At 58.6% G+C, this 6,061-nt stretch carries 2 protein-coding genes; both read right to left on the bottom strand.

The annotated features are described in order from the left end of the window. Window positions 1-41 precede the first annotated feature (41 nt). On the bottom strand, window positions 42-5,609 hold the full coding sequence (locus H8S59_RS01210; protein WP_187520180.1) for a trifunctional serine/threonine-protein kinase/ATP-binding protein/sensor histidine kinase: 5,568 nt from the start codon (window positions 5,607-5,609) through the stop codon (window positions 42-44). A 9-nt stretch (window positions 5,610-5,618) separates the two neighbouring features. Beyond that, window positions 5,619-5,981, bottom strand: a complete 363-nt coding sequence (locus H8S59_RS01205) for a response regulator transcription factor (protein WP_187520179.1) — start codon at window positions 5,979-5,981, stop codon at window positions 5,619-5,621. Window positions 5,982-6,061: the final 80 nt, after the last annotated feature.

Genomic DNA, 6,061 nt, shown 5'->3' with positions numbered 1-6,061 from the left:
CCGCGATATGGGCGACAAGGTCTCATTGCCTTAAATAACACCTATCCCCCTACAACCACCGGCAAGGTAAAAACAAACACCGCCCCGCTCGACCGCCCGGAAAACGCCCGGAGCATGCCGCCATGGGCCTCGATGATCGATCTGCAGATCGCCAGTCCCATTCCCATGCCCTTTTCCTTGGTCGTGAAAAAAGCGTCGAAGATCCGTTCGACATGCTCGGGGTCAATGCCGTAACCATTGTCCTGAATACTGACCACCACGTACTCATCAGCCACCGTATCGCAAGTGATCGCCAAGCGACGCGGCCGGTCATGAAGGTCGCTCATGGCGTCCACGGCATTCATGATCAGATTCAGAATCACCTGCTGCAACTGCACAGCATCGCCTTCTACGCTGAGTTGCGGCTCGCGGACCTCCTTGTAGAGCAATACATGGCGCTGCTCGATCTCAGTGGCCGTCAGTAACACCACCTGCTGAATCACATCCGTGATGTACAACGGCTCACGATTGAGCGGCGTCTGTTTGGCCAACGATTGCAGGGCGCGGACGATGCCGGCAGCACGTTTGCCGTCGTTGACGATATCCCCCAACCCGGCAAGCGCCTCCTGAACAACCGGCACATCCCGGTTCAACCAGCGCACACTGGCGCTGGCGTTGGACACGATCGACGCCAGCGGCTGGTTGATCTCATGGGCAATGGACGCTGCCAACTCTCCCATGGTGGTTGCCTGAGACACCCTCCCCAGTTCAGCGCGTGCAGTGCGCAGGGCTGTTTCGGTGGTCTTGCGCTCGGTCACGTCGCTGACCACGCCGACGAAAAACTGCTCGCCGTCCGGCTCTCCCAGCAGTTCGATATGGCGAAGCGTCCCATCGGGTCGGATGATCCGGAAGGTATGTTCAAAGGCACTGGAATCTCGCAGAGCCCGGGACAGCATCGATGAGAAAGCCTGCAGATCCTCCGGATGAATCATCTTTTCCAGCACGGGCAGTGCAGGAGCAACCGCCGCCACTGGCAGGCCCCAGACCGCGAACAGCTCGTCGGACCACTGCGCCTCATCGGTGCCCGGATCCCAGCGAAAACTCCCCGACTGACTGATGCGTTGCCCCAGTGCCAGCGTCGCCTTGCTGGTGCGTAGCGCCACTTCGATCTGTCTGCGACGCGTGTTCTCTTCCGTCAATTCGGCGTATAGACGAGCATTTTCCAGTGAGATCGCAGCCTGCCCGGCGAGCAGTTCAAGCACCGCTGTGCGGCCGGAAGTGAACACCCCGGGTGCCAGATTGTTTTCCAGGTAAAGCGCGCCCACTACCTGGCCTTGCTTGATAAGTGGCAAACACAGTACCGAGCGCACCTGATGCTCATCGAAGTACTCATCTGTGGCAAAGACATGCGGATGCATGGCGTTGTCCAGCACGACCAGTTGCCGGGTTCGTATGACCGTGTACAACATCGACAATGGCAAATGCCGCGCGGACGGCGTCATCACCGAAAGATCAGTGACGATGCCGGATTCATGCACTTGTCCGCGGGCACGAACCTGCGGTGTCTCATCTTCGATGAGCAGTAACAGCGCATGTTGGGCGCCGGCGTGAATGATTGTATTGGTCAACAGAATCCCGATCAGTCGATCCAGTAGGATCTCTTCGGACAGTGCCTGAGAGGCCTTCATGACCGACACCAGATCCAGCGATTCCTGCCCCATGGAGATACTGATCGATGGCCGCGACAACGATGCCTGTGCGCGCAGAATGCCGCCCCGTGCTTCAAGCCCGGCGACCTTGCCCAAGGCCCCCCATCGCTGGTAGCAATCACGGGCATTGCGGTAATGGCTGCGCGCGGAGGTATACAGCCCACACACGTGATGAAATTCGCCCGCCAGCTCATGCGCCAGCGCTTGTACATGGAGAAAGCCCCCATTGGCGGCAGCCGTGACGGACTCCTCATACAGAGTCATGGCGGCCAGACCATCGCCCTGCAGGCGCGCCACTTCAGCCCGGACCAGCAACGCCTTGTCATTGAAGTTATGCGGATTGAGCTCAGCCCACCGGTCGATCTTTTCCAGATGTGGAGTCATGCGATCCAGCACTTCACCGGCGGCGTCGTCATGGCGGCAACCTGCGGCCAGATTCAGTGCACTGAAGAAATGCAGATCGAACACATGAATGTGCGCTGGAGTCGACCAGGCAAGACCCGCAGCGGTCTCAAGACACAGGGCCGCGCCCTTGAAGTCGCGATGCATGTATTTGCCGATACCCTCAAACAACCACGACCAGAAAACAACAGGTGTCATCGCGCTATTCCGGGCATCGGGAACGTCGCCCCCGTGCTCTGCCTGGTCGTGACGAGGGCTGTCAGCGAAGTTGCCACGCCGCATCGCATGGATCAGGCCACGCACGGTCAGCAACGCGGCTTCAACGTCCTTGAAGCGGACGCGCCCGGCAAAATCGAGCCCCTTGTCGATCTCTTCCTCAACGCGCTCCAGATACTCGCCCATGAACAACTGGTTGAAGACGATATGCAATGAGGCGTAGCAACTCATGGTCAGATTGCCTGCGTTGTAGCTGCTGGCAAAAGCGGATCGTGCATAACCCAGCGCCTGCTCCAGGGGTTGCGTCCAGACGCAGACCTGATCCAGTGCAACCAGCGTTGCACTCTCGGAACTGACGTAGCCATGACGTTGCACAAGCGTTCTTGCCAACCGGGCATACGCCGCGCCTTCGCCATAAGCAGCATATTTATGCGCCAGCGCCACACCAAACCATCCCAGACCGTGGGTCGACGCCGGGCATACGCCGTACTCAAGGGACAGCAGGACCATTTCGCAGGTCAGCACAAACAGCAGGTCATCGTCGATGAAAGAAGCCGAAGCGATCATGCTCGCCATCAGGCCCATGGCGGCCTCATAGGACCGATCGCGCATTTCAGGCAGCTCAGCCAGTGAGTCGATAGACCTGGAACCCAGCACTTCCAGCAGAAAGCGATAACGCTGCTCGACTTCCCGGGCGTCTACCTGCTCGGGGATGTGGATGCCGAACAGGCGCAAACCCTCGCCGGCAGTTTGCGCAGCCTCATGATAGCGACAGGCAAGCACCTGCAATTCCACTTTGAGCGCGTAGATCTGCGCACGCTCGACATGCGACTTAACATGCTTGAGCAGTTCATCGATGACCTGCCCTGCCCGCCCGAACTGCCCATCGAGAATCAGGCACTGGGCCTGCGTGAAACCCAGCTCCCGACTGAGCTCTGGGTCTTTATGCCAAGGTTCATCAAGGAGCAACGATCTGGCGTCCACCAGATAACCAAAGGCAGACTGAACCGCCGCAGACTCCATCGCCTGTTGCGCAGCCTGTATCAACAAGCCGCAGAACAGCCGGTGCTCGGCACAATCGAGCGGCTGCAGATGGATGCGTTGCAAATGACCGGCAATCCGGAAAACCTGATCCGGGCGTCCACGCCCTTCAAGATCAGCAATCAACAACCGGGCAATTCGTGCATGTTCAGCAGGCCGTGCAGCCAGCGGCGTCAACTGGTAGGCCGACTCCTGAACACGATCGTGGTAGAACGCAAACCCCTGATGGTCCTCGACTACCAGACCGGCCTCGATAGCAGGCGCAAGGTCAGCGCGCAGAACGTGCTCCTCGCCCTGGCTGATCTGGCCCAGGGTTTTCAAATCGATGCTTGAGCCGATGCAGGCCATCTGGCCAAGAACCTTTTGAGTGGTCAACGGAAGACGGGCAATTCTCGCCACCATCAGGTCAATCACGTTCTCGGCATGCCGATGACTGCGAATGCGCGCTTGATCCCAGCCCCACTGGCTGCTTTGGCGGTCGAAGCTGATCAGTTGCTCCTCCAGCAACGTACGCAAAAGTTGCCCGACAAAAAACGGATTGCCATCGGTTTTCTCGTGGATCAGTTCTGCCAGCGGCCTGATCAGCGCAGCATCGGCGCTCAAGGCCATCGCTACCCATTGCGCGACCGCCTCCAGATCCAGTGCAGCCACGTGAATCTCGGTCAGCCTCGCAGGCGACCGGCGTAGCTGGCCGATAAAATTACCAGACAGAGCGGAATCTTCAGCACGGCTATCGCGATAAGCGAGCACCAACAGAATGTTCCGGTATTGCCCGTCACTGAACCCGGAAATGAACGACAGGGTTGCGTCGTCGAGCCACTGCAGATCATCGAAAAAAAGCACCAGCGGCCGCTCAGGGCTGACAAAACTGTTCAGGAACCGCTGCAGCACGTAATGGAACAAATGTTTGGTTTCATTGGCGGGCAGCTCCGGCCCGGCAGCCTGAGGCCCTAAAATGAACTCGATTTCGGGCACCAGATTGGCAATCAACCGGCCATGCCCGGCCACCGCCAGTGACAGCCTGTCGCGCCATCGCTGCAGCTCCTCGGCGGTTTCTCCCAGGACGCGCATGATCAGCGAACGCAGTGCCTGTGCGAGGGAAGCATAAGGACTGTTATGCGCTGTCTGGTCAAATTTGCCGGAAGCGAACAGCATCTGGCTGGACGCCAGCCCCTGATGCAACTGACGAACCAGTGTGGACTTGCCTGCCCCGGCCTGACCGGACAGCAGCACCAACTCAGACAGACCCGACTCCGCGACACGGTTGAATGCCGCATGCAGCGCCTGATACTCCACAGGCCTTGTCAGCAAGAACTGTGGCTCACTGCCCCGGCACCGGCGATCACTGTCGGCAGGCTCAAAAGCGGAGAGGTGCTGGAACTGGCTCCACTGGGTCAGGCACGAACGCAAGTCAGCCTCCAGACTGCAAGCCGTTTGATAGCGATCATCGGGGTTCTTGGCAATCAGTTGCAGAATCATTTGAGCCAAGGGTACGGGAATCGAGTCGCGAAACTGCCGGGGTGACAGTGGCTGGCGAGCCACATGGCAATACACCCATTCCACGGCATCGCCGGCCTCGAAGGGCAATCTGCCGGTCAGCAGCTCATAGAACGTCATGCCGAGGGCATAGAGATCGCTACGCTGGTCAGCCTGCTGCCCGCTCCGTCCGGCTTGCTCGGGAGGCATGTACGCCAAAGTGCCGCAGATGGAATCGTCAGTGTTCGTCGGGATGCCGGAACCGGTTTCGACACTGACGCCAAACCCCGTCAGACGAACAGTGCCTTCAGCATCCTGAAGCAGATTGCTCGGTTTGATGTCCCGATGCAGCAGACCATTACCATGAGCCTGCCCCACAGCATGGGCTGCGCCTAGCGCGAGGCGCAGAAAGCGATCAATGGAAATCTTCCCGTCAGCGAGTTCATGCAGCGCCTGACCGCCAGGATCGTCGCACACCCACAACGGGCCTTCGGCAGTCTGCAACAGCGCCTGGGGCACCAGTGCCCATGAAGGCTCAAGTCGCGGAGCTAACGCGTATTCATGCTCGATACGACGCCTGCTGCCCTCTACCTGACGCAGCGACGAACGAAACACCAACCACTGTCGATAGCAGCCCTGCACCTGGACGCGATAGCGATCAATCTCGCCATCGACAAACAGCAGGTCCCAGGACAGCAGCGCCAGCCATTCAGGCGTGTAGCCTTCGGCCTGAGGTTGAGCCTTTGCCTGAAGGCCAGAGATCATCTCTGCCTGAATGTTGCTCATAAAGGCCCCTTACGGGCGTTCCAGTGCCCGCCTTATCGAATCAAGCAACGCCTCCTCGGAGAACGGTTTGCGCAAAAATCCCAATGCGCCAGCGTCGAGTGTTCGACGGATGGTTTGTTCATCATCCTGGGCGGACATGCAGAAAACCGCGACGGGTTTGCCCTCGGCCTTCAACTGCCGGAGGACCTCCAGCCCCTGCATACCCTTCATGATCAAATCGAGAAATACGCAATCGGCATCATTACTTGCCGACGAAGCCAGAAACGCTTCACCCGAAGCAAAGCCCACGGAAGCATAGCCCAAGGATTTGAGAAGATTGCCAAGACCATTACGCACGGAAGCGTCGTCATCAACAACGCAAATGAGGATCATAAGCTCAACTTCATGACAGTAAAAGTAATAGAAGCAGACAGTACGCCTTCCCATTAAAGAGCACGACTGACGCTATGTAT

Origin of the sequence: Pseudomonas folii (assembly GCF_014357575.1) — a bacterium.
GTDB classification, from domain to species: domain Bacteria; phylum Pseudomonadota; class Gammaproteobacteria; order Pseudomonadales; family Pseudomonadaceae; genus Aquipseudomonas; species Aquipseudomonas folii.
This window is presented reverse-complemented; position numbering and strand designations above follow the sequence as displayed.

Bases quoted from the DNA above. Each gene is read 5' to 3' on its own strand.
- H8S59_RS01210 (WP_187520180.1), bottom strand. From the start codon at position 5,609: ATGAGCAACATTCAGGCAGAGATGATCTCTGGCCTTCAGGCAAAGGCT.
- H8S59_RS01205 (WP_187520179.1), bottom strand. From the start codon at position 5,981: ATGATCCTCATTTGCGTTGTTGATGACGACGCTTCCGTGCGTAATGGT.